General features: G+C 71.7%; 16 protein-coding genes and 1 pseudogene. 14 read left to right on the top strand and 3 right to left on the bottom strand.

Annotation, left to right across the window (positions count from 1 at the left end; translation table 11 throughout):
* Positions 1-212: 212 nt before the first annotated feature.
* On the top strand, positions 213-707 hold the full coding sequence (locus tag EQG70_RS10625; protein ID WP_109243940.1) for an NUDIX hydrolase: 495 nt from the start codon (positions 213-215) through the stop codon (positions 705-707).
* Here the strand turns inward: EQG70_RS10625 and EQG70_RS18770 are convergent.
* Positions 697-831: a hypothetical protein gene (locus EQG70_RS18770; RefSeq protein ID WP_258299876.1), complete on the bottom strand. Its 135-nt coding sequence runs from the start codon at positions 829-831 to the stop codon at positions 697-699. The two genes, EQG70_RS10625 and EQG70_RS18770, sit on opposite strands and share 11 nt — an antisense overlap.
* Positions 832-1,169: 338 nt before the next feature.
* Between EQG70_RS18770 and EQG70_RS10620 the strand changes: the two genes are divergently transcribed.
* A complete protein-coding gene (locus tag EQG70_RS10620; protein WP_115162605.1) occupies positions 1,170-2,405 on the top strand; it encodes a vWA domain-containing protein in 1,236 nt (411 codons plus the stop codon).
* Between the two features lie 84 nt (positions 2,406-2,489).
* Here EQG70_RS10620 and EQG70_RS10615 read toward each other — a convergent pair whose 3' ends face one another.
* Complete coding sequence (locus EQG70_RS10615) at positions 2,490-3,710, bottom strand: ROK family transcriptional regulator (protein ID WP_035923990.1); 1,221 nt, start codon at positions 3,708-3,710, stop codon at positions 2,490-2,492.
* Positions 3,711-3,825: 115 nt separating this feature from the next.
* On the opposite strand from EQG70_RS10615, the gene EQG70_RS10610 reads away from it, so the two are divergent.
* The 9 genes from EQG70_RS10610 (at position 3,826) to EQG70_RS10570 (ending at position 13,189) form a co-directional block, all read left to right on the top strand.
* Positions 3,826-5,334: a sugar ABC transporter ATP-binding protein gene (locus EQG70_RS10610; RefSeq protein ID WP_109268919.1), complete on the top strand. Its 1,509-nt coding sequence runs from the start codon at positions 3,826-3,828 to the stop codon at positions 5,332-5,334.
* A complete protein-coding gene (locus EQG70_RS10605) occupies positions 5,331-6,338 on the top strand; it encodes an ABC transporter permease (RefSeq protein ID WP_109268920.1) in 1,008 nt (335 codons plus the stop codon). Before EQG70_RS10610 ends, EQG70_RS10605 begins: the two co-directional genes overlap by 4 nt.
* Positions 6,335-7,432 carry an ABC transporter permease gene (locus EQG70_RS10600; RefSeq protein WP_017832833.1) on the top strand — a complete coding sequence of 366 codons (1,098 nt, stop codon included), beginning with the start codon at positions 6,335-6,337 and terminating at the stop codon, positions 7,430-7,432. Before EQG70_RS10605 ends, EQG70_RS10600 begins: the two co-directional genes overlap by 4 nt.
* Positions 7,432-8,664 carry a substrate-binding domain-containing protein gene (locus EQG70_RS10595; protein WP_109268921.1) on the top strand — a complete coding sequence of 411 codons (1,233 nt, stop codon included), beginning with the start codon at positions 7,432-7,434 and terminating at the stop codon, positions 8,662-8,664. Before EQG70_RS10600 ends, EQG70_RS10595 begins: the two co-directional genes overlap by 1 nt.
* A gap of 100 nt (positions 8,665-8,764) precedes the next feature.
* Positions 8,765-9,634, top strand: a complete 870-nt coding sequence (locus EQG70_RS10590) for a sugar phosphate isomerase/epimerase family protein (protein WP_109268922.1) — start codon at positions 8,765-8,767, stop codon at positions 9,632-9,634.
* Positions 9,631-10,800, top strand: coding sequence for a Gfo/Idh/MocA family protein (locus EQG70_RS10585; protein WP_017832830.1), 1,170 nt, complete (start codon positions 9,631-9,633; stop codon positions 10,798-10,800). The genes EQG70_RS10590 and EQG70_RS10585 overlap by 4 nt, the downstream gene beginning before the upstream one ends.
* A 46-nt stretch (positions 10,801-10,846) precedes the next feature.
* Positions 10,847-11,848 (top strand): sugar phosphate isomerase/epimerase family protein, encoded by a 1,002-nt coding sequence (locus EQG70_RS10580; protein WP_017832829.1) that lies wholly within the window; start codon positions 10,847-10,849, stop codon positions 11,846-11,848.
* A 122-nt stretch (positions 11,849-11,970) separates the two neighbouring features.
* A complete protein-coding gene (locus tag EQG70_RS10575) occupies positions 11,971-12,798 on the top strand; it encodes a DUF1206 domain-containing protein (RefSeq protein WP_109268923.1) in 828 nt (275 codons plus the stop codon).
* Positions 12,799-12,916: 118 nt separating this feature from the next.
* Positions 12,917-13,189 carry a hypothetical protein gene (locus EQG70_RS10570; protein ID WP_017832827.1) on the top strand — a complete coding sequence of 91 codons (273 nt, stop codon included), beginning with the start codon at positions 12,917-12,919 and terminating at the stop codon, positions 13,187-13,189.
* 24 nt (positions 13,190-13,213) lie between these two features.
* Here the strand turns inward: EQG70_RS10570 and EQG70_RS10565 are convergent, their stop codons facing one another.
* The gene (locus EQG70_RS10565; RefSeq protein WP_109268971.1) at positions 13,214-14,068 is read right to left on the bottom strand and encodes an SDR family oxidoreductase; all 855 of its coding nucleotides are present in this window, start codon (positions 14,066-14,068) and stop codon (positions 13,214-13,216) included.
* 190 nt (positions 14,069-14,258) lie between these two features.
* Between EQG70_RS10565 and uvrB the strand changes: the two genes are divergently transcribed.
* The 3 genes and pseudogenes from uvrB (at position 14,259) to EQG70_RS10550 (ending at position 19,493) form a co-directional block, all read left to right on the top strand.
* On the top strand, positions 14,259-16,379 hold the full coding sequence (gene uvrB, locus EQG70_RS10560) for an excinuclease ABC subunit UvrB (RefSeq protein WP_017832825.1): 2,121 nt from the start codon (positions 14,259-14,261) through the stop codon (positions 16,377-16,379).
* A gap of 285 nt (positions 16,380-16,664) precedes the next feature.
* A pseudogene (locus EQG70_RS10555) lies at positions 16,665-17,654 on the top strand (TerC family protein); the annotation flags it as partial.
* 510 nt (positions 17,655-18,164) lie between these two features.
* Positions 18,165-19,493 carry a TerC family protein gene (locus EQG70_RS10550; RefSeq protein WP_017832823.1) on the top strand — a complete coding sequence of 443 codons (1,329 nt, stop codon included), beginning with the start codon at positions 18,165-18,167 and terminating at the stop codon, positions 19,491-19,493.
* The last annotated feature ends 111 nt before the right edge of the window (positions 19,494-19,604 follow it).

Genomic DNA, 19,604 nt, shown 5'->3' with positions numbered 1-19,604 from the left:
GGAGAACCTCCTGTGCTGAGCCGTGCCTCCCACCTTAGTGACCTGACTCACGGAGCGGAACCACCCTGGGACCTGGGAAAGGGGCCTGTGGAGGTCCCGCACGTGCTCCTCCCGGGCCGCGTTGAGCAGTCGACCGTAGGCTGTTCGTGCGCATCGCCTGCGTGTTCCGAGTCCGCAGGCGCCGATGCGTTCCCCGACATGAGGACTGCCTGATGACTGACGTCGCTCCGGACCGACCGGCGATGCTGCACCCCGTACCAGTCCAGCGTTCGATCGTCGTGATTCCGAGGGTGCACGACGGCTCCGGCGCCCGGACCCGCTACGGGCTGGTGCAGGCCGAACTGCACCCGGGCGGGCAGATGCTGATCTTTCCGCAGGGCCCGGTGGTCGACCCCGACGAACTGCGCGCCGGGGCGGCGGTGCTGCTGGAGGAGGAGTTCGGGCAGGGCATGTCCGCGGCGGTGATCGCTCCGCTGGGGATCCTCTACGCCGATCAGCGCAAGGAGGAGCGGATCGACGTGCTGCTCGCAGTGGCGCGCCGGACCGATGCCGAGTACGGAGAGGCGCTGGAGCCGGCCGGCATCCCCGGGGTGGAGTGGGCCGATGAACAGCAGCTGCTCCAGCACCTGTGCTCCGGGCGGATCACGGACACCACCACCGCCTCGGCCCTGGCACTGCTGCAGGCCTGTGGTGAGTTCACCCGCTGACCGGCTCACCGACCCCGAGCCGCTCCGATGTGGCCAGGGCGCAGCCGGTCCGCCGCCGCAGCGGGTGCACGGACAGCGCCCCGATTCCCGTCCCGTCCCGGCCCGCGGCGCGTTCGTCGTCCATCGGCCATGCCGGGGCCGCACGCGAAGGCAGCGGCCCGTCGGTCCCCCGCTCCCGCAGCGGGACACCACCGTCCTCGACGGTTCTGCGGGTGCGTCCGTTCGACGGTGTCCCTCGTCCGCGGCATCCCGACCGGTGAGGCCTATAGTGTGCAATGGAAAACTTTGGATGACCGTGGAAGGGTCCCCGTGCGGAACAGTGTGTGCTCATCCCTGACAGCCGTCTGCGTCGTGGTGCTTCTGGCAGGGTGCGCCGTCGGGGACGCGGGGAAACCGGGGGAGACCGCCACGCCGTCCACGACCGCGTCCTCGGCCGGCAGGGCGGAGACCGGGTCGGGGTCTGTGGAGCACGGGCTGGCCGCGGTGTCCTTCGAGGACGCCCCGCGGGAACTCACCGCCCTGGAGCGGTCCCTGCTCGTCGAACCCGGACCGCACGCCGAGGACGGGACCGACGATGAGGTGCTGGCCGCCGCCCGCGAGCGTGATCCGCGCACCGCCGGGGAGTGGAGCGCGGCGATCCTCGCGCAGATCCACGGCGACTACGCCGAGGACGTCAAGACGGTGGTGCGCTTCGACCCGGGCACCGGGGAGCGCGGCGCGGAGCCCACCGACGCCGTGACCGGACCGGTGGGCGACCGGAGCGTGGGCACGAACCACTTCGCGCTCGTCCTGGACGCCAGTGACTCGATGGCCGGGGACTCCGGCGACGGCTTGCGGATGGACGCGGCGCGCACGGCGCTGACCGGGTTCGTCGAGGAGCTGCCGGAGGGCAGCACGGTGAGCCTGCGGCTCTACGGGAACGCGGGGGACACTTCTGCGCCGGGGAAGAAGGAGTCGTGCACGACCACCGAGGTCGCCTACTCAGGTGACGCCGACGCCGCGGAGCTCGCGGACGTCCTCGCCGGAGTGCGGCCCACCGGCTACACCCCACTGGCCCGGGCCATCGAGGAGGCCGCCGCCGACTTTCCCGACGACGCGACCGACGGCATCGTCTACGTGGTGACCGACGGCGTGGAGACCTGCGGCGGCGACCCCGTGGCGGCTGCCGAGCGGCTGAGCGGGTCCGGTGTCGAGCCGGTGATCAACGTCATCGGCTTCCAGGCCGGTGACACCGACCAGCGGGCACTGGCCGACATCGCCGCCGCCGGGGGCGGCGAGTACACCCGCGCCGGCTCCCGGGCGGAGCTCGAGACCTACTGGCGGGAGCAGAACACGGCGATGGCCCGGGCCTGGAACGAGTGGCGCAACACCGAACTGCGGGAGATCAACGAGGCGGGCAACGCCAACAAGCGGCTCGCCAATGAGGTCGGCAACCGCATCAAGCGGACCGCCAACGAGGAGGCCAACCAGGGCAAGCGCGTGGCCAACCTGCTCGGCGCCGACGTGGACGAACAGGTGCGCCGCGAGGTCTGGGACTTCTTCGACGAGCGGGGCGCGACGGTCTGGGACTGGGGCGACCGGACCCACCAGGCCAACTGGGGCGCCGCCGACGACCGGCACCAGCAGGACTGGCGGGCCGTCTACGACCGCGGTGAGGCCAAGTGGAGCGAGTACTACGAGCGCCTGCAGAAGGACTGACCCGCCGCGCGGACGGGTCCGGCCGGAGCCGGCCGCGACGGCGTAGGGCGAGAGCGCCGGAGGCGGCCCGGAGCGGCGACGGGCTCAGCTTGCGCCGAGGGCCGCGCACGCGGCCTCGATGGACTCCGGGGACAGGACGTGGTCGATGGCCAGCACCGCCGCCCCCATGACGCCGGCGCGCTCGCCGGCGACCGAGGGCGCCACACTCAGGTGCTCCGTGGCCAGGGGCAGGGACCGCCGGTAGACGACCTCCCGGATGCCGGCCAGCAGGTGCTCCCCGGCCTGGGCGAGGCTGCCGCCGATCACGATCACGGACGGGTTGATGAGGTTCACGCAGGTAGCCAGGACGTCGCCGATGTCCCGCCCCGCCTGGCGGATCGCCTGCACGGCCAGCGGGTCCCCGGAGCGGACGAGGTCGATCACGTCCTGGCTGGTGGACAGCGTGCCGGCGGTCTGCTCGTTGAGCGTCCGCACGAGGGCGGGAGCGCCGGCGAGCGCCTCGAGGCATCCGGTGTTGCCGCAGCGGCAGAGCAGCTCGTCGCCGCGCGGCACCCGGACGTGGCCGAGGTCCCCCGCGGTGCCCTGGGCGCCGCGCTGGAGCGCGCCGCCGGAGATGATCCCCGCGCCGATGCCCGTGGCCACCTTGACGAACATCAGCTCGGTGGTTGCGGGCCAGAAGAGGCTGCGCTCGCCCAGGGCCATGATGTTGACGTCGTTGTCCACCAGCACGGGCACCTCGTAGTGGGCCTGCACGAGGGCGGGGACGTCGACGCGGTCCCACCCCGGCATGATGGGCGGGTTGATCGGCCGGCCCGTCTCGTGCTCCACGGGACCGGGCAGCCCGATGCCGATGGCGGCGAGGTCCGCGGCGGGGCGGTCCGCGCGCTCGAGCAGCGCGGCGACCGTGCGCACGAGCCAGCCCAGGACCGCCTCGGGGCCCTCGCCGATCGCGAGCGCCTGGCGCTCCTCGGCGAGCTCCCGGCCGGAGAGGTCCGCGAGGATCGCCCGGGCGTGCGTCGCCCCGACGTCCGCGCCGACCACCACCCGGGCGCCCGGGTTGAGGGCGAAGAGCGAGGGCGGGCGCCCCCCGGTGGAGGCGGCCCCGCCGTAGGGTGCGACGAGCCCCAGGGTCATGAGGGTGTCCACGCGGGACGCCACGGTGGAGCGGGCCAGCCCGGTCAGCTGGGCGAGCTCCGCCCGGGTCCTCGGGCGGCCGTCGCGCAGCAGCTGGAAGACTTCGCTCGCCCCCGGGGCGGGCGAGTCCGAGGAGCGCGGCGACGGCGCCGACGGAGGACTCTGTAGCACTTTTTTAGTAGAGCACGCCCCCTTGGGGGGGTCAAGCACGTCACAAACGCACAGTGAGGGAACAACTTTTGCAGGACTGTCGACAGAACTCTGTGGTGCGTGTCACAGTGACCGCATGAACGAGCGCACGAGCTCCCCGGTGCTGGACGTCACCGGCCTGTCGAAGTCCTTCTTCGGGGTGCCGGTGCTCGAGGACGTGGACCTCAGGCTGCACGCCGGCGAGGTGCACGGGCTCGTCGGCGAGAACGGCGCCGGCAAGTCCACCCTGATGAAGGTGCTCGCCGGGGTGCACGAGCGGGACGCGGGCACCGTGCAGATCGGCGGCACCCCCGTCGAGTTCCACCACCCCACCCAGGCGCACGTGGCCGGGCTGTCGACGGTGTTCCAGGAGTTCAACCTGCTGCCCGACCGCACCGTGGCCGAGAACGTGTTCCTCGGCCGCGAGCCGCGCCGGGGCCTGCTCGTGGACCGGCGGGCCATGAACGCGAGGACGAGCGAGCTGCTCGAGGACCTGGGCATCACCAGCATTCAGCCGACCACGACCGTGAGCTCGCTGTCCGTGGCCCAGCAGCAGATCGTGGAGATCGCCAAGGCCATCAGCTACGACGCCCGCATCATCTCCATGGACGAGCCGACCGCGGCCCTCGCGGGCCCCGAGGTGGACCTGCTCTACGCGATCGTCCGCCGGCTCCGGGCGCGCGGCACCGCCATCCTGTACGTGTCCCACCGGCTGAAGGAGATCTTCGACCTGTGCGACACCATCACCGTCCTCAAGGACGGCCGCGTGGTGGGCACCGAGCCCGCCTCCGCCATGGACGACGCCGCCCTGGTGCGGATGATGGTGGGCCGCCCGATCTCCGCCTACTTCCCGGAGGCGGTGCCCGGCACCGGGGTGGGGCGGGAGCTCCTGAGGATCGACGGCGGCGGCAACGACCAGCTCGACGACATCGACCTGACGCTGCGCGCCGGGGAGATCGTGGGGGTCGCCGGGCTCCAGGGCTCGGGGCGGACGGAGCTGGTGGAGGCCGTCTTCGGCGTCCACCCCTTCACCCGCGGGTCCATGACGCTGGACGGCAGGCCGTACACGGCCACCTCGCCCCGGCAGGCCGTCCGACAGGGCGTGGCCCTGATCACGGAGGACCGCAAGTCCCAGGGGCTGAGCCTCGACCAGTCCATCCTGGACAACGCCCTGGGCGTGATCCGCTCCGTCTTCCCGCGGCGGACCGCCGCGGCCCGCAAGGACGTCCCCGGGGTCCTCTCCTCGCTGGAGGTCGTGGCCCGGGACCTGGACCAGGAGGTCCAGTACCTCTCGGGCGGAAACCAGCAGAAGGTCGTCCTCGCCAAGTGGCTGGCCGTGGACCCGCGGGTCGTGCTGCTCGACGAGCCCACCCGGGGGATCGACGTGGGCGCCAAGATCGCCGTCTACAACCTCATGCGCATGCTCGCCGCGGAGGGCAGGGCCATCCTCATGGTCTCCAGCGAACTGCCGGAGGTCCTCGGCATGTCCAGCCGGATCGTGGTCCTGCGCGACGGCCGGATCGCCGGTGAGCTCCCGTCGGACAGCACCGAGGAGCAGGTGCTGCGGCTGGCCACCGGCGCCCGCACGGACGGGGCGAGACCGTGAACGCGTTCTCGAGGCTCACGTCCACCCACATCGTCTACCTCGTGGTGCTGCTCACCGTCGTGGTCGGCACGGTGCTCGTGGGCGCCACCGGGCGCAGCTTCGTCAGCGCCGGCAACATCTCCGCGATCCTCACCGGGACCAGCGTCCTCGGCTTCATCGCGATCGGCCAGACGCTCGTGATCCTGGTGGGGAGCCTCGACCTGTCCGTGCCGTACGTCATCAGTCTCGCGAGCCTGCTCTCGGCCGGCCTCATGGCGAACCAGCCCGGGAACATCCTGCCCGGCGTGGCGCTGGCCCTGGTCGTCTCCGCGGGCATCGGCCTGGTCAACGGCCTGGTGGTGTCCGGGCTGAAGGTCCACGGGTTCATCGCCACGCTGGGCACCGGCCTCGTCGTCAGCGGCTACCTCGCCACCAACTACAAGGGCAGCTCGGGGCAGACCCCCGTCACCTTCCGCCTCATCGGGGCCACGGGCATCGGCCCGGTCCCCATCTCCACGCTGATCATGCTGGTCTGCGCGGGCGCGGCGCTGCTCATGCTGACCCGCAGCCGCCTGGGCCACCACATGTACGCGGTCGGCGGGGACATCCGGGTGGCCCGGATGTCCGGGATCCGGACCGCCACCCCGATCGTGGCCGCCCACGTCATCTGCTCCGTCATGGCCGGTCTCGCGGGGCTGCTGCTCGCGGCGCGGCTCGGGGTGGGCAGCCCCACGATCGGGTCCCAGGGCGGGTACGACCTGCTCTCCATCGCCGCCGTGGTCCTGGGCGGGACGCTCCTGGCGGGCGGCAAGGGATCGCTGGTGGGGACGCTGGGCGGGGTCCTCATCTTCGCGATGATCGACAACATCATGAGCGTGATGCAGATCAACCCGTTCCTCAAGGACGTGGTCCGCGGCATCGTCATCGTCGTCGCCGTGGCCGTCTACGCCCGGCGCCGGGTGGTCAGCCGGCCCGCGCGCTTCGACGACCGGAGCGGACGGACCGCGCAGGAGGTCACGGCATGAGCGCCACCGTCACGGACCGCACCGCGGTCCTGCAGCAGAACCGGTCACCGTGGCACGAGCGCGTGCTGCGCGGGCTGCGGACACCCGGCGGGGCCGTCTTCGTGCTCCTCCTGGTGCTGCTGGTCGCGGCCGTCGCCGTCAACCCGTCCTTCGGCGAACCGGGCTCGCTGATCCGGTTCGTCGGCCGCACGGCGCCGATCGCCATCGCGGCCATCGGGCAGTACTTCGTGATCGTCTCCGGGGAGTTCGACCTGTCCATGGGCTCGGTGGTCACCGCCCAGGTGTTCGTGGCCGGCAACCTCATCGGCCAGGACGACAGCCGGACGGTGCCCGTGCTGGTCCTGATGCTCGTCCTCGGCGCCCTCGTGGGCCTGGTCAACGGACTGGTCACCACGCTCCTGAAGGTGCCGAGCTTCATCGTCACCCTCGGCACCATGCTCGCCCTGCTCGGGCTGGTGCTCTACTGGACGGGCGGCGCCGCGACGGGGAACCCCGCCGACAGCTTCCGGCAGATCGGCCGCGGCGGCATCCAGGACGTCCCGGTCCTGGGGATCCTGCCCTACCCGGTGGTCCTGGTGACGGTCGTCGCGCTCGCCGCCCTCTGGCTCATGCGCCGGCCCTACGGCCGCACGCTCGTCGCCGTGGGCGACAACCCCCGGGCCGCCGCGCTGACCGGGGCCCGGGTCTGGTGGGTGCGCACCCGGGCGTTCATGCTCTCCTCCCTGGCCGCCACCGTGGCGGGGATCATCCTCGTCGGCTACGCCGGCGTGCACCCGTCCGTGGGGCGCGGCTACGAGTTCACGGCCATCACCGCCGTGGTCCTCGGCGGGGTCGTGCTGGGCGGCGGGCGCGGCTGGGTGCTCTCCGCGGCCGCCGGCGCCTTCGCCCTCGAGACCCTCTTCGCGCTCCTGAACTTCCTGGGGGTCCAGTCGACCTGGCGGGACACCGTCCAGGGCGCGATCATCATCCTCGCCGTCGCCGCCGGCACCCAGACCTGGAAGCGCCGCCGGCGCGGCCGGACCGCGGCGGCGCAGGAGCCGAGACGTGCCATCGCAGCACCGCCCACCCCGGGCACCGACGAGGAAGGAACATGATGCGCCGAAGCATCCAGTCAAGGATCACCGTGGTGGCAGCGGCAGCGCTGCTGGGACTGACCGCCTGCACCACCGACCAGTCGATGGAGGAGCCGCCGCCCGCCGAGACGGGGGGCGCGGAGGCCGCCGCCACGCCGGCCCCGGAGGGCGGTGACGAGTGGTTCGACCAGGCGGAGTACGACCGGCAGCTCGAGCAGCGCTCCGCCTCCTTCGAGGGGGACCCGGAGCAGCCCTGGACGCAGTACATCGACGGGGAGACGACCGCCACCGGGGAGTTCGCCGCCGACGGCCCGCAGAAGGTGTGCTTCTCCAACGCCTCCATCTCCAACCCCTGGCGCCAGACCGGGTGGATCACCATGAACGAGCAGCTGAAGGTGCTCCAGGACTCCGGGGTGATCTCCGAGATGGAGACCCGCGACGCCCAGGACGACGACAACACGCAGATCGCCGACATCGACTACTTCATCGCCGAGGGCGAGTGCGACGGGTTCATCATCTCGCCGAACTCGACCGCCGCCCTGACGCCCGCCGTGGAGCGCGCCTGCGAGACCGGCAAACCGGTGGTGGTCTTCGACCGCGGGGTGGAGACCGACTGCGCGACGACGTTCATCCACCCCATCGGCGGCTTCGCCTGGGGCATCGACTCGGCGAACTTCCTGGTGGACAACCTGCAGGAGGGTGACAAGGTGGTGGCCCTGCGCATCCTCCCGGGCGTCGACGTCCTGGAGCAGCGCTGGGCCGCGGCCGAGCGGATCTTCGAGGAGAACGGGATCGAGGCGACGGACTACTTCACCGGCGCCGACCCCACCGAGATCAAGAAGATCATCTCCGACGAGCTCGCCACCGGGGACGTGCAGGGCGTGTGGATGGACGCCGGCGACGGCGCCGTCGCGGCCATCGAGGCGTTCGAGGACGCCGGCGCGGACTACCCGGTGATGACCGGAGAGGACGAGATGAGCTACCTGCGCAAGTGGGAGGACACCGGCCTGACCGGCCTCGCCCCGGTGTACTCGAACTTCCAGTGGCGCACCCCGCTGCTGGCGCTCGAGCAGATCTTCGCCGGCGAGGAGGTCCCCGCCGAGTGGGTCCTGCCGCAGGAGCCGATCACCGAGGAGCAGCGGGCGGACTTCCTCGCCGACAACGAGGGGATGCCGGACGGCCACTACGCCAAGTTCGGCGGCGAGGACCTGCCGGGCTACCCCGACGTCTGGCGGGACCGCGTCATCCCCTGACCCGCCCGACCGCGCCCTGCCCGCCACCGGCCCGGCCCCGGGAGACCCCGGCGGCGGGCGGGGCGCCATCCAGCCCACCGCACCGAGAGGAGGCAGACCCGTGCAGCGCCCGATCGCCGTCAACACCTGGGTGTGGGAGTCCCCCCTCACCGACGCGAACCTGCCCCCGCTGCTGGCGAGGATCGCGGACATGGGCTTCGACGCCGTCGAGCTCCCGCTGGAGAACGTCGGCGACCTCTCGGCCGGGGTGGTGCGGGACGCCCTCGGCGGGCTCAGCCCGCTGCTCGTCGGCGCCATGGCGCCCGGGCGCGAGCTCGTCCTGGCGGACGACGCCGTGATCGCCCGCACCCAGCACTATCTCAGCGCCTGCATCCGGCTCGCCCACGACATCGGCGCGCCGGCCGTGTGCGGGCCCTTCTACGCGCACACGGGCCGGGTGTGGCGGATGGACGCGGCGGAGCGCGCGGACGCCTACACGCAGCTGCGGCGCCGTCTCGCCCCGCTGGCCGCCGAGGCCGAGGCCGCCGGGGTGGTCCTCGGCATCGAACCGCTCAACCGCTACGAGACGTCCCTGCTCAACACCACCGCCCAGGCGCTCGAGGCCCTCGGGCCGCTGCTCGGCCACGGCGTGGGGCTGGCCCTGGACACCTACCACCTGAACATCGAGGAGCGCTCCTCCGCCGACGCCGTCCGGGCGGCCGGCCGGCACCTCGTCCACGTCCAGGTCTGCGGCAACGACCGGGGAGCCCCCGGCGGGGACCAGACGGACTGGACGGGCATCTTCGACGCCCTGGACGCCGTCGGCTACACCGGCGCCCTCAGCATCGAGAGCTTCACCGCCCGCAACGCCAGCATCGCCACCGCCGCCTCGATCTGGCGGCCCCTGGCCGAGAGCCAGGACCAGCTCGCCGAGGACGGACTGGCGTTCCTGCGCTCGTGCGCCGCCCGGTCCCCAGGAGGACACCCATGACCACCACCGTGCCCGACCCCGCCGCTCCCCCCGCCCACGGGAGCGCCCTCCTGGGCGTCGCCGTGCTCGGCCACTCCTTCATGGGCAAGGCCCACTCCAACGCCTGGCGCAACGTCAACGCCTTCTACCCCACGCCCCGCGTGGCGCAGAAGGTGCTGGTGGGCCGGAACGCCGGGCACGTGGCCGAGGCCGCCCGGCGGTACGGCTGGGAGGAGAGCGGCACCGACTGGCGGTCGGTGCTGGAACGGGACGACGTCCACGTCGTCGACATCTGCACCCCCGGCCACCTGCACGCCGACATGGCCGTGGCCGCCCTCGAGGCCGGCAAGCACGTGCTCGTGGAGAAGCCGCTGGCCAACACGGTGGCCGAGGCCGAGCGGATGGCGGCCGCCGCGGCCGCCGCCCGGACCCGCGGCGTCCACTCCATGGTGGGCTTCAACTACCGCCGGGTGCCGGCCCTGGCACTGGCCCGGCAGCTGATCGCGGACGGCCGCGTGGGCCTGGTCCGGCAGGTCCGGGTCAGCTACCTGCAGGACTGGCTCGCCGACGAGCACGCGCCCATGACCTGGCGCCTGCGCCGGGAGACCGCCGGGTCCGGGGCGCTCGGCGACCTCGCCTCCCACGCCGTCGACCAGGTGCGCTTCCTCCTGGACTCGCCGGTCACGTCCGTCTCCGGGACGCTCACCACGTTCGTCCCCACCCGGACGGGGGAGGACGGCCCCGAGCCGGTGACGGTCGACGACGCCGCCTGGGCCACCCTGCGCACCGCCTCCGGGGCGGTGGTCGGCCTGGAGGTCTCCCGCTGCGCCACCGGCCGCAAGAACGCCCTCGGGATCGAGGTCTACGGATCGCTGGGCGGGCTGCGCTTCGACCTCGAGCGGCTCAACGAGCTGCACCTGTTCGACGCCACCGCGCCGCCGGACACCCAGGGCAGCAGCCGGATCCTTGTCACCGAGGCCACCCACCCCTACGTGGGGGCGTGGTGGCCGGCCGGGCACGTCCTGGGCTGGGACCACACGTTCACCAGCCAGGCCGCCGAGCTCCTGCGGTCCATCGACACGGGGACCCCGGCCGCCCCCGGGTTCGAGGACGGCCTGGAGGTCCAGCGGGTGCTCGCCGCCGTGACGGACAGCGCGGCGCGCTCCGGCGCCACCGTCCACCTCTGACCCCGGACGAGCGGAGCACCGCTCTCCCCGACCCGAAGGACCGACGATGGGACACCACCCCTACACGCTGTTCACCGGCCAGTGGGCCGACCTCCCGCTCGAGGAGGTCGCCGAGCTGGCGGCCGGCTGGGGCTACGACGGCCTGGAGATCGCCGTCTCCGGCGAGCACCTCGACGCCTGGCGGTGGGACGACGACGCCTACGTCCAGGACCGGCTCGACATCCTCGAGCGCCACGGCCTCGGGGTCTGGGCCATCTCCAACCACCTCAAGGGCCAGGCGGTCTGCGACGACCCGATCGACTTCCGGCACGAGTCCATCGTGGGACCCCGGGTCTGGGGCGACGGCACGCCCGAGGGAGTGCGCACCCGCGCCGCCGAGGAGCTGCAGCACACCGCACGGCTCGCGCGGAAACTGGGCGTGGACACCGTGGTCGGCTTCACCGGGTCCTCCGTCTGGCAGTACGTGGCGATGTTCCCGCCCGTCTCCCAGGACGTGATCGACGCCGGGTACCAGGACTTCGCGGACCGGTGGAACCCCATCCTGGACGTCTTCGACGAGTGCGGGGTGCGCTTCGCCCACGAGGTCCACCCCTCCGAGATCGCCTACGACTACTGGTCCACGCACCGGGCGCTGGAGGCCATCGGCCACCGCCCGGCCTTCGGGCTGAACTGGGACCCCAGCCACTTCCTGTGGCAGCAGATCGACCCGGTGGCGTTCATCTCCGACTTCGCGGACCGGATCTACCACGTGGACTGCAAGGACACGAAGATGCGGACCGGCGGTGGGCGCAACGGCGTCCTGTCCTCGCACCTGCCCTGGGGCGACCCCCGCCGCGGCTGGGACTTCGTCTCGACCGGACGGGGGGACGTGCCGTGGGAGGACAGCTTCCGGGCCCTCACCGCCATCGGCTACGACGGACCGATCTCCGTGGAGTGGGAGGACGCCGGCATGGACCGCCTCCGGGGCGCCCCCGAGGCCCTGGCCTTCCTGAAGCGCTTCGACTTCGCCCCCTCCGGCGCCTCGTTCGACGCCGCCTTCCGGCAGTAGCCGGCCCGGGGCGGCACCCCGGCGGGCCCCGGTCCGGGGCGTACCCCGGTGTCAGCCGAACGGCGTCGTGGACACCGGCGGTCCGCAGGCGCACGATGGAGACCCACACCGCAGGAGGAACCATGGGCGAGGTCGGCCGGCAGGCCACGAGGGCGGCCGACGCCGCGGACGACGCGACGGACTCCCGCGGGTTCGTCCTCGCGGCCCGCGCCGGGTACGTGGCGGCGGGTCTGCTGCACGTCATGATCGGGGTCATCGCGCTGCGCGTGGCCACCGGCGGCTCGGGCTCGGCGGACCAGTCGGGGGCGGTCGCCGCGCTCGCCGGCAGCCCGGGCGGCACCGTCCTGCTGTGGGCGTGCTTCCTCGGCTGCGCGGCGCTCGCCGTCTTCCTGTTCAGCGAGATCTTCTTCGGCGCGACGCAGCGCTCGGACCGGGACCGGCTCAAGCACCGCGTCAAGATGGGCGGCCAGGCGGTCGTCTACGGCGCCATCGGCGCCGTGTTCGGGACCTACGCCCTCGGCGGCACGAGCGACAGCAGCGGGTCCACCCAGTCGCTCAGCGCCCGGCTCATGGCGCACCCGGCCGGCACTGTCCTGCTGATCGCCGTGGGGCTGGGCCTCGTCGTCGCCGGCGCCTTCTTCGTCCACCGGGGCGTGACGAGGTCCTTCCGGGAGAACCTGAAGAGCCTGCCGCCGGGCACGGCCGGCAGGGCGGTCATGTGGCTGGGCACGGCCGGCTACGCGGCCAAGGGCGTGGCCCTGGCGGTGCTCGGGGTGCTCGTCGTCGTCGCCACGGTGCGCAGCGACCCGGAGCAGTCGTCGGGGCTGGACGGTGCGCTCAAGGCCCTCCAGGAGCAGCCCTTCGGGGCGTGGATCCTCGGGGCCGTGGCCCTGGGCCTCATCTGCTACGGGGTCTTCATGGTGGTCCGGGCCAGGTACCAGCGGATGTGACCGCGCCCTCCCGGCACGCCGTCCGGGGTGCCCGGGGCTGCCGGCCGACCGGCCTTCGCGGGGCGCGGCACGAGGAATAGAATGGTCCCATCCGCACCGCGGTCACCTGGGGGACGCCATGTCTGAAGAGCAGCACACCGTCAACGAGGACGCGCCGTCGTCGGGCTACCGCCTCCTGGACCGGTTGAACCAGATCGCGCTCAAGATCTACGGTGCGGCCGATCGCGTGGCGCCGGAGACCCACGGCGCCGGGGAGAGCGAACGGGCCCACGCCTGGTACGAGGAGTGCCAGAAGCACTTCGTGATCGAGCGGGACGAGCACGGCAACGAGTACCTCTACCACCGCGACGACTCCCGCGGCGGCCCCCGGGCCGGGACGTCCCGCAACTGACGGCCCCGCCCGCGGCACGGCGCGTCAGCGCATCGCGCGCAGCGCGTCCACCAGTGCCGTGGTGCGCCGGCCGAGCAGCCGCGACAGGTCCCCGGTGACGAGGTCCAGGGCGCCGTCCTCGATGTTGGCGTCCAGTGCGACCAGGAACCGCGCGGTGCTCTCGTCCACGCCGGTCCGCTCCAGCTCCGCCAGGTGCTGCTCGGGCGTGAGCCGCCGGTAGGTCACCTCCCGGTCCAGGACCTCGGTCAGCGCGGCGGCCAGCTCGTCGAAGCTCCACGCCACGTCCCCCGAGAGCTCGTAGGTCTGCCCCGCGTGGCCGTCCTGGGCGAGGACCGAGGCGATCGCCTCCGCGTAGTCCTCGCGGGTGGCGCTGGCCACCCGGCCGTCCCCGGCACTGGCCAGGACCACGCCGGTGGTCTCCGCGTGCCGCAGGGCCGGCTCGAAGTTCTCGGTGTACCAGCCGTTGCGCAGGATCGTGAACGGGAGCCCGGACGCGGCGATCGCCTCCTCCGTGGCCAGGTGCTCGTCGGCGAGCAGCAGCTTCCCGCGGTCGGCGCCGAGGGCGCTGGTGTAGACGAGGCGGGAGACCCCGGCCCGGACGGCGGCGTCGACCGCGTTCCGGTGCTGGGGAACGCGGATCCCCACCTCGCTGCTGGAGATGAGCAGGACCGTGTCCGCCCCCGCGAACGCCTCGTCGAGGGTCGCGGGCTCGGTGTAGTCGGCCCGGACGGTGGCCAGGCCCAGCTCCCGGAGGGCGCCGAGCTTCTCCTCGTCGCGGCCGGCGGCCACGAGGTCCGGCAGCTGCACGTCCAGGCGCAGCAGGGAGCTGATGACGTGACGGCCCAGCCGGCCGGTCGCGCCGGTGATGACGATGGACACGGTGTTCCTCCCGGTGGTGGCCCGGCCGCTGCCGGCGGGGCCCGCCGGCACCCGCCCGGCGCGGCGGTGTGTCCTGTGCAACGGGCGGCGCCCGCGGCGTATTTCCGGCGTGCGGCCCCGGCGGCCGCGGGGCCGATCGCCTCCGGAGGAACCCGGCCTCCGTGTCCGGGGCGGCGCGTAGCCTGGTGCCATGAGCCTCGCCCAGAAGATCAACCGTGTCGTCGCCCCCTTCGAGGTCATCTCCGACTACGTGCCCGCCGGCGACCAGCCCCGGGCCATCGAGGAGCTCGCCGCGAGGATCGAGGCGGGGGAGAAGGACGTCGTGCTGCTCGGCGCCACCGGCACCGGCAAGTCCGCGACCGCCGCGTGGCTCATCGAGCGCGTCCAGCGGCCCACCCTCGTCATGGTGCAGAACAAGACGCTCGCCGCGCAGCTCGCCAACGAGCTGCGGGAGCTGCTGCCCAACAACGCCGTCGAGTACTTCGTGTCCTACTACGACTACTACCAGCCCGAGGCCTACGTGCCGCAGACGGACACCTTCATCGAGAAGGACTCCTCCATCAACGAGGAGGTCGAGCGGCTGCGGCACTCCGCGACCAACGCGCTGCTGACCCGCCGGGACGTCGTCGTGGTCGCCACCGTGTCCTGCATCTACGGTCTGGGCACCCCCGAGGAGTACGTGGCGCAGATGGTCACGCTGCGCCGGGGGGAGGAGATGGACCGCGACGAGCTGCTGCGCCGGTTCGTGAACATGCAGTACGCGCGCAACGACGTCGACTTCCACCGCGGCACGTTCCGCGTGCGCGGGGACACCGTGGAGATCATCCCGATGTACGAGGAGCACGCGGTCCGGGTGGAGTTCTTCGGCGACGAGATCGAGTCGATCTACACCCTGCACCCGCTCACCGGGGAGATCATCCGGGAGGAGACGGAGATGTACGTCTTCCCCGCCTCCCACTACGTGGCCGGCGCGGACCGGATGGCCACGGCCGTGAAGTCCATCGAGGACGAGCTCGCCGCGCGGCTGAAGGAGCTGGAGTCCCAGAACAAGCTCGTCGAGGCCCAGCGGCTGCGGATGCGCACCACGTACGACCTCGAGATGATGGAGCAGATGGGCTACTGCAACGGCATCGAGAACTACTCGTTGCACATCGACGGCCGCCCCCGCGGCTCCGCCCCGCACTGCCTCATCGACTACTTCCCGGACGACTTCCTGCTGGTGGTCGACGAGTCCCACGTGACGATCCCGCAGATCGGCGGCATGTACGAGGGGGACATGTCCCGCAAGCGCACCCTCGTGGAGCACGGCTTCCGGCTGCCCTCGGCGATGGACAACCGCCCGCTGAAGTGGGACGAGTTCCTGGGGCGCATCGGCCAGACCGTCTACCTCTCGGCCACGCCGGGCAAGTACGAGCTGTCCCAGGCGGACGGCTACGTGGAGCAGATCATCCGGCCCACCGGGCTGATCGACCCCGAGGTGGTCGTCAAGCCGACCAAGGGGCAGATCGACGACCTCCTCGACGAGATCAACGTGCGGGTCGAGCGGGACGAGCGCGTGCTCGTCACGACCCTCACCAAGCGCATGGCCGAGGACCTCACCGAGTACCTCATGGAGCACGGGGTCAGGGTCCAGTACCTGCACTCGGACGTGGACACCCTCCGCCGCGTGGAGCTGCTGCGCGAGCTGCGGATGGGCACGTTCGACGTCCTCGTGGGCATCAACCTGCTGCGCGAGGGCCTGGACCTGCCCGAGGTTTCCCTGGTGGCGATCCTCGACGCCGACAAGGAGGGCTTCCTGCGCTCCACGACGTCCCTCATCCAGACGATCGGCCGTGCCGCCCGCAACGTCTCCGGCCAGGTGCACATGTACGCGGACCGGATCACCGACTCCATGGCCACGGCCATCGAGGAGACGAACCGGCGCCGGGAGATCCAGGTCGCCTACAACACGGAGCACGGGATCGACCCCCAGCCGCTGCGGAAGAAGATCGCGGACATCACCGACCAGCTCCAGCGCGAGGAGGAGGACACCCGGGAGCTGCTCGCCCGCCGTGCCGCCGCCGGGAAGAAGACCGCGCCGACCGGGGCGAAGGGCGGGCGGGACGCCGTGACGGCCGCGGAGGACAAGCTGCGCCGGGACGGGTTCGCGGCCGCGCCGGCGGAGGACCTCACGGACCTCATCGCGCAGATGACGGAGCAGATGCAGGCCGCGGCCGCCGAGCTGCAGTTCGAGCTCGCCGGGCGGATCCGCGACGAGCTCGCGGACCTCAAGAAGGAGCTGCGGCAGATGCAGCAGGCAGGGCACGCCTGAGCCCGCTCCGGCCGGGACCGGGACCCGGGGCCGCGTCCGTTCCCGGCGTTCTCCCAGGTTCGGGTAGAGTGCTCTCCGCGTAGGGGAGTATCCCTCAGCGCTGCGGTCGTCAGCACGCCGGGCAACGGAGCCGGGCCGGTCGCAGCGACCGCACCTCGGCACCCGGGCCTCCAGCCCGCCGGGGGCGGTGGAGAGACTTGCGGCTCATCGTGATGCCCCGGTCCGCCCCGTTCCCCGGACGACGCCGACCCGCGGGCTCACCCATCTCCAAGCGAAAGAACTCGCGTGCACACACAGCTACCCGCGTGGTTCGAGATCGGCTCCTTCGTCGTTCTCGGCTGCATCCTTCTCTTCGACCTGATCATGGTCGCCAAGCGCCCCCACGAGCCCTCCATGAAGGAGGCCGGCATCTGGGTGGGCGTCTACGTGGCCCTCGCCCTGGTCTTCGGCGCCCTGATGTTCGCCTTCGCGGGCGCCGAGCAGGGCACACAGTTCGTGGCGGGCTGGATCACGGAGTACAGCCTCAGCATCGACAACCTGTTCGTGTTCATCGTGATCATGACCCGCTTCGCGGTGCCGCGGAAGTACCAGCAGGAGGTGCTGATGGTGGGCATCATCATCGCGCTGGTCCTGCGCGGGATCTTCATCCTGCTGGGCGCCACGATCATCGCAAACTTCTCCTGGGTCTTCTACCTCTTCGGCGTCTTCCTTCTCTGGACGGCGTACCACCAGGCCAAGGACGACGGCGAGGACGAGTCGGAGGAGAACGGCCTCATCCGCAGGCTGCGCACCGTGGTCCCCATGACGGACCGGTACGACGGCAACAAGCTGCGCACCACCGTGGACGGCAAGAAGCTCTTCACCCCGATGCTCGTCGTCTTCGTGACCATCGGCGTGACCGACCTGATGTTCGCCTTCGACTCCATCCCGGCGATCTTCGGGCTGACCCAGAGCCCGTTCATCGTCTTCACGGCCAACATCTTCGCCCTCATGGGCCTGCGCCAGCTCTACTTCCTGCTCGGCGGGCTCATGGAGCGGCTCATCTACCTCAAGCACGGACTGTCGCTGATCCTGGCGTTCATCGGCGTCAAGCTCATCCTGCACGCCATGCACGAGAACGAGGTGCCCTTCATCAACGGCGGCGAGCACATCGGGTGGGCCCCCGAGATCCCCACCTTCGTGTCCCTCGGCGTGATCGTGGCCATCATCGTGGTCGCCACGGTCGCCTCGATGGTCAGCCCGAAGGGCCGGTCCGCCCACGCCGTCGCCGAGCTGCACCGGGCCATCGAGGTCTACCGGGGCATCCCGGAGGGCACCCCCACCCAGGAGATCCGCATCGTGCAGGCCGAGCTCGTGCAGAAGCACCGTGCGGCCCGCGGCGCCTCGGAACGCTCCGCCGTGGAGCTGCCCGACCTCCACGAGCACACGGGCAAGACCGCGGAGGAGCACCACAGCGAGAGCCGGCACCTGGAGCACGCGGAGCACCGGGAGGCCCGGCACTGAGCACCACCGCAGGCTGAACGCCCGGGACCGTCCTCGACGGCCCGTGCGGGGAGGGGCCCGGTCCGCCGCACGGCGGACCGGGCCCCTGGCCGTGCCGGCCGGGACGTCCGTATAGACTGGGCCGAGCCTAGGGGAGTATCCCTCAGCGCTGTGGACGTCAGCACGTCGGGTGCCACAACCCGGCCGGACGCAGCGGTCGAGCCCAGCACTGGACCGGAACGGTCCGGCGGGAACGACGGAGAGACTTACGGCTGTCCCGTACTCGACCCCGAAAGCAGAACCATGGAAGTCTCACTCACCGTCTGGATCGTCACCATCGCGGCCATCATCGGCCTGCTGCTCTTCGACTACGTGTTCCACGTGCGCAAGGCCCACGAACCGCAGCTCAAGGAAGCCGCGATCTGGTCCGCGATCTACGTGGGCATCGCCCTCCTCTTCGGCCTGTTCGTCCTCGTCCAGTGGGGCGGCCGGTACGCCGGCGAGTACTACGCCGGGTACATCACCGAGAAGGCGCTGTCGGTCGACAACCTCTTCGTCTTCCTCATCATCATCGCGTCCTTCAAGGTCCCGCGCGAGGACCAGCAGAAGGTCCTGCTGTTCGGCATCACGTTCGCCCTGATCGCCCGCACCGCCCTGATCTTCGTGGGCGCCGGGCTGATCAACCAGTTCGCCTGGATCTTCTACCTGTTCGGCCTCATCCTGCTGCTGACGGCCGGCTCCCTGATCAAGGGCGAGCTGTCCGAGTCCGCCCACGACGAGGCGGACAACTTCATCATCCGCACCGCCAAGCGCTTCATGCACACCTCCGACGAGTACGACGGCGACAAGCTGTTCACCATGGAGAACGGCAAGAAGGTCATGACGCCGATGCTGCTCGTGATGGTGGCCATCGGCGGCACCGACGTGCTCTTCGCGCTGGACTCCATCCCCGCGATCTTCGGCCTGACCCAGCAGACCTACCTGGTGTTCACCGCCGTGGCGTTCTCCCTCATGGGCCTGCGCCAGCTCTACTTCCTCATCGACGGTCTCCTGGACCGCCTCATCTACCTCTCCTGGGGCCTGGCGATCATCCTCGGCTTCATCGGCGTCAAGCTCATCCTGCACGCCCTGCACGAGAACAACCTGGGCTTCATCAACAACGGTGAGCACGTGGAGGTCGTCGAGGTCGGCATCAGCCTCTCGCTGACCGTCATCGTGGGGGTGCTGATCATCACCGTCCTGGCCTCCCTCTACAGCCCCAAGGGCCGGGCCCTGCGCGTGCTCAACGGCCTGCAGACCGTCGCCGAGAAGTACGTGACCCTGCCGCAGGACGCCCCCGCCGGGGAGCGCCAGAAGCTGGCGGAGAAGGCCGCGAAGTACCAGCGGCAGATGCCGAAGATCTCCGACAAGCACCGCCAGGAGCTGCTCGAGTCCGAGAAGCAGTTCCACGAGCTCCTGGACCGCGCCCGCGGCAAGCACCGCGAGTTCGAGCGCACCGGGGTGGGCCCGGAGCCGGACGCCGTGCCGGCCCCGGAGGCCGAGGCCCTCTCGGGCGCCCGGGCCGAGACCCAGGAGTCGGCCGGCACCACGACCCCGGACGCCCCCCGCGGCGGCGGCAGCTCCGCCGTCTGAGCCACCCCCTCCCGGTGCCCCGCGCACCGGGAGCAGGAGCCCCCGGCGCGCACCGAGCAGGTGCGCACCGGGGGCTCCGTCGTCGTGGGAGGGACCGCCGGGCGGCCCCGG

This window comes from Kocuria rosea, from assembly GCF_006094695.1.
Lineage (GTDB): Bacteria > Actinomycetota > Actinomycetes > Actinomycetales > Micrococcaceae > Kocuria > Kocuria rosea.
Note: the sequence above shows the minus strand (reverse complement) of the source record. Positions and strands in the feature narration are given on the sequence as shown.